This window comes from Emticicia sp. (assembly GCF_049241225.1).
Classification (GTDB): Bacteria; Bacteroidota; Bacteroidia; order Cytophagales; family Spirosomataceae; genus Emticicia.
In genome coordinates this window covers 41399-46223 of sequence record NZ_JBMLRC010000105.1, presented here as the reverse complement: position 1 = coordinate 46223, position 4825 = coordinate 41399, and the positions used below count along the sequence as shown (strand labels likewise).

The following is a 4825-nucleotide window of genomic DNA, read 5'->3' as shown; positions in this document are numbered from 1 at the left end:
TCAAATATAAACCATTTTTTGCTTTTCAATTTTTAAAAACTATTTTTACAAACAAATACTTAACCTTGTTTAATATTCAACCTCATGGCAAAGAAAGCAGTTTCTACAAAAAAAGAAAAAACAACGAGTACAGAACAAGAAATACCTAAAAACGAATCACAAGAAGTAGCAGTTACTCCAACTTTCAACAAGGTTGAGCCGTTTAGTTTGTTGACTGATTATGATATTTCGCTTTTTCGCTCAGGAAAACACTACCGTCTTTACGAAAAGCTTGGCTCGCACGTAGTTCAGAATCAGGGAGTTACAGGAACTTTGTTTGCCGTTTGGGCCCCCAATGCCAAATACGTTTCGGTGATTGGTACGTTCAATGGCTGGAATCGTGGCGACCACCCGCTCAACCCTCGTTGGGATGGCTCAGGTATCTGGGAAGGTTGGATTCCGAACATCGGTAATGGCGAAGTTTATAAATATTTTATTGCATCAAATACGGGTGCTGATATAGAAAAAGGCGACCCTTATGCATTGCGTTGGGAGCATCCGCCAAAAACAGCTTCTATCGTTTGGGATACTTGGTATGAATGGAAAGACCAAGATTGGATGCAAACTCGTCGTGCTAAAAATGCTTTAAATGCACCGATTTCGGTTTATGAAATGCACTTTGGCTCGTGGAAACGTGACCCATCGAACCCCGAAAGATGCCTCAGCTACGGCGAAGTGGCCGATACGCTCGTGCCTTACGTGAAAGAAATGGGCTTTACGCACGTAGAGTTTATGCCAATCATGGAGCATCCCTACGAACCATCGTGGGGATATCAAATCACAGGGTACTTTGCAGCGAGTAGCCGTTTCGGTACGCCACAAGAGTTCATGTATTTGATTGAGCAACTACACATCAACGGCATTGGTGTGATACTCGACTGGGTGCCATCGCATTACCCAGGCGATGCTCATGGTTTATATCGTTTTGATGGAACAGCTCTCTACGAACACGAAGACCCACGTGAAGGCTACCATCCAGATTGGAAAAGTTATATTTTCAACTACGGACGCTACGAAGTACGCTCGTTTTTGATAAGTAATGCCATATTTTGGCTCGACCGCTTCCATGCTGATGGCCTGCGTGTAGATGCAGTGGCTTCGATGCTTTACCGTGATTATTCTCGTAATGCGGGCGAGTGGGTGCCAAATGTGTTTGGAGGCCGTGAAAACCTCGAAGTGATTTCGTTGTTTAAAGAATTGAACGAAGAAATCTATAAGAATTTTCCTGATACTCAGACGATTGCTGAAGAATCAACGGCGTTCCCGGGCGTTTCTCGACCAGTTTATACGGGCGGACTTGGCTTTGGCATGAAGTGGATGATGGGTTGGATGAACGATACGCTCCGTTATTTTGCCAAAGACCCGATGTACCGCAAGTGGCACCAAAATGATATTACTTTTAGTTTGGTCTATGCTTTCTCCGAAAACTTCATGTTGCCGTTTTCGCACGATGAGGTTGTTTACGGAAAAGGCTCGTTAATTGAGAAAATGCCCGGTGATGAATGGCGTAAATTTGCTAATCTGCGATTGATGTACACATACATGTTTACGCATCCAGGAGCAAAATTACTTTTTATGGGCGGCGAATTTGCTCAATATGCCGAGTGGAATTTCGAGAAAAGCCTTGATTGGCACTTGCTCGGAAACCAACCAAACAAAGGTGTAAACGAGCTAATGAAAGACCTCAATCGCCTCTATCGCTCGGAAGGAGCATTATTCGATAAACAATTTAGCCCCGATGGTTTTGAGTGGATTGATACCAGCGACCGTGAAAATGCTGTAATTGTATATGCACGTAAAGGTTTCAACGAAAAAGAAAACTTGCTTGTAGTGCTAAACTTTACGCCAGTTCCTCGCTCAAACTACCGAATCGGAATACCAGCCGCAGGAACCTATGTAGAGGTTTTCAATAGCGATAAACAAGAATATTGGGGCAGCGGAACTGTGAATGGCGAAGTACACACCCAAGCGATTGCTTCTCACGGAAAACAAAACTCTATCGAGCTGACGCTTCCGCCATTGGGGGCCGTTGTATTGAAATTGAAATAATTCAAGAGAAAATAAAGTGGCACACCTGTTTATTATTCATAATGAGGTGTGCCACTTTTGTTTTTGGAATTTCATGCCACTCAATACCTAATCACCCAATAAGGATTTCGTTGCATTTTAATACTATCAGTAATATACTTTGAAATCAAGTCATTGAAATCTTTATCATTGATTTTTTTGCCTTTCATTTTTGGTAAAACCAGTTCTTTCTCCAGTTTCTTGAATTCTACACTCGTGGCTTCAATTAGTAGCGTTCCATCATCAATATCCAATTCAAGAATCATGCCTGGTAAGCCATGAAATTGCTCAGGGCCACTCGCCACTGGAATATCGCCCGTAAACCATGCGGTTATTTTTTGTCCTTTTACTTTATCTTCCGTTACGGCCTTCATACAAATAAACCCTGCCACCTCTTTGATTTGATTCATCACTTTCCATTCTATTTTCTGTAAAGAATCTTGCAGTAAATAAGTCTTACCCGACATCTCAATCATGTCGTTATGCTTTTCTAACTCAAAGTTTTTGTGCATCAGCAACTCTTCATTTCTGCCTTTATATTCCGTTCCTTCATACTCTTGTTGGTCTTGCCCCCAAGTATAAAGACTCTCTTTTTCGTTGAAATAGAGGTTCAATTTTTGTTTAGTATTCTCTTCATTTTTCCAAGTATTTTCCATTCTGTCTTTCTCTTCTTGCGTCAGAAATGGTAGTTTTTTCATCATTTTTATCCAGTTGAGCTGATATTCATAATGCACAACCCCCTCAGTTTTTTGGGCAGAAACTACTCCCCAAATGGGGAATAGTAAGATATATAAAAAGATTTTTTTCATTGTTGTAAATATTTGATAATGAGCTATTTATGTTTTATATTTGCCGAATAAATTCGGTATTTAAGTGAATCGGACAGCCAAAACTCGGTAGTTGAGCGGAGCCGAAACTCGGTAGTTGAGCGGAGCCGAAACTACCATCCACCACCGCTTCTACGCATTTGGCTTTTCACACCACGCATATTATAAGTGAAACTCAGCATAAAATAACGAGCCAAAGTTTCGGTTCTTGATTCAGAATATGAATTTTGATTGGCAAATTGACTGATATTCAGGTTACGATTCAAAATATCGTTGGCAGTCAGACGAATCTCGGCTTTTTTCGATTTTCCGAGTTGCTTATAAATCGCTGCATTCCAAATCGGTTGACGTTGGTTAAAACCAAAACGCTCATTTATGAAAATATTATAATTGATTCGAGTATTCAAGTAAAAGTCTTTCGGGAATTTAACATTCATTTCACCGCCAAATCTGTGATTATAAATCGTCTGATTTTGGGCTGTATTGATTGAATATTTTGTGTTGGTGATTCCAAAGTTGGCATTTCCGTAGAAAGTGAATTTATCTGAAGGTGTTAAATCTAATCTTAGACCCGCATAATAACTCATATTATTGGTTTCATTCAAGATATTATTGATGTAAGTTAAGTTATTGCTGTTATTAACACTTCCGTTCAGATTCATCGTTGCTTTCGTTTTCTTCAACGGAAATCCTAAGCCAAAATAAGTCCCCATATTATTTCCACCCGTAATATTCATAGGTTTTGTTGTGGTCTTAAAAGTCTTACTATCAATGTTTTGGTTATAGACAATCTGATTGACATTATAGGCATAATTCAACCCAAAATAGATATTCATAAAACTACCAGGGTTATAATAGTTACCGCCCAAGTTGAAATTATGATCAATTTGCGGCAAAAGGTCTGGATTTCCTTCTCTGATAAACAATGGATTGCTATTATCGACAACGGGCTGAAGGTCTTTGATTGAAGGCTCAGAAACATTTGGCTCGTAGCTAAACCACATATAACGGTTATTTTTCAAATCAAGATTACCTTGCACGTTTCCGAGCCAAGCAAAATAGGTTTGGTCAACAACTGTTTCTGGTTGTTTTGGTTGCATGAAATTACCTCTCAGCGTAAACTGCTGCCCCGCAACACCCGCCGAAATATTGATGCCTTTGTAGTTATACCTCAGGCTTGTACCGACTCTGTTATACGAAATCGTGTTTTCAAAATAGCGAGTGAGTGAGTCAATCTGCAAATTTGATTCTAAGTTTATTACATCTCTATCGACCACGCTTTTACGAATACTGAAATTGTAGAAAGTCTCTGTTGAAAGTTTCTTTCCCATTGGCTCAACGAATAATAAACTTGCTTTCCATTGGTTGCGGTCGCTCAATGTTGAGTTAAACTGATTGATATTTCTTAGTAAATCGTTTGTACTGGTGATTCTAAAAAATTCGTTTGTAGAAATTTGTGTAGCATCACCATCCGAATTTGTAAAATTATAACCACCGCTCATGGCAAAAATTCTACCTTTTTTCTTGAATTTATGTCTGAAAATCCCTGTTATTGCTGCCGCCGTTGAATTAAATCCAGTGCTATTATTAATGGTTGTTTGATTAGTTTTATCATTATTATCCACAAAGAACTGCTGAAAACCATTAAATACCGTATTTCCTCTTGAAAGTTTTCCATTTCCAACAATCGTAAATGTATTTAGTGTATCAAGCGTTTTTTCTAAACGGAATGATACTCGATGGTTATAATTTTCGTTACGGGTTAAATCTTTGTTGGAAGTTGCAAACGAAGCGTTATTTTCTAAGAAATTTTGGCGACTTGAAAGAGCATCTAAAATCTGATTTTTACCATTGAAGTAATAACTCGAACTCAACTTGTTCTTTTTCGTATC

Annotated in this window: 3 protein-coding genes; 1 reads left to right on the top strand and 2 read right to left on the bottom strand. The window is 39.0% G+C overall.

Annotated elements, in window-relative coordinates:
- Positions 1–84: 84 nt before the first annotated feature.
- Entirely contained in the window at positions 85–2088 is a 2004-nt protein-coding gene (gene glgB, locus ACOVO2_RS06735; protein WP_421769235.1) for a 1,4-alpha-glucan branching protein GlgB, read from the top strand.
- An 80-nt stretch (positions 2089–2168) separates the two neighbouring features.
- On the opposite strand, the gene ACOVO2_RS06730 is transcribed toward glgB, so the two are convergent.
- Both ACOVO2_RS06730 and ACOVO2_RS06725 read right to left on the bottom strand, forming a co-directional pair.
- Positions 2169–2915 carry a GLPGLI family protein gene (locus ACOVO2_RS06730; RefSeq protein ID WP_421769234.1) on the bottom strand — a complete coding sequence of 249 codons (747 nt, stop codon included), beginning with the start codon at positions 2913–2915 and terminating at the stop codon, positions 2169–2171.
- A gap of 131 nt (positions 2916–3046) precedes the next feature.
- The coding region (locus ACOVO2_RS06725; protein WP_421769233.1) for an outer membrane beta-barrel protein at positions 3047–4825 on the bottom strand (1779 nt) is incomplete at its 5' end.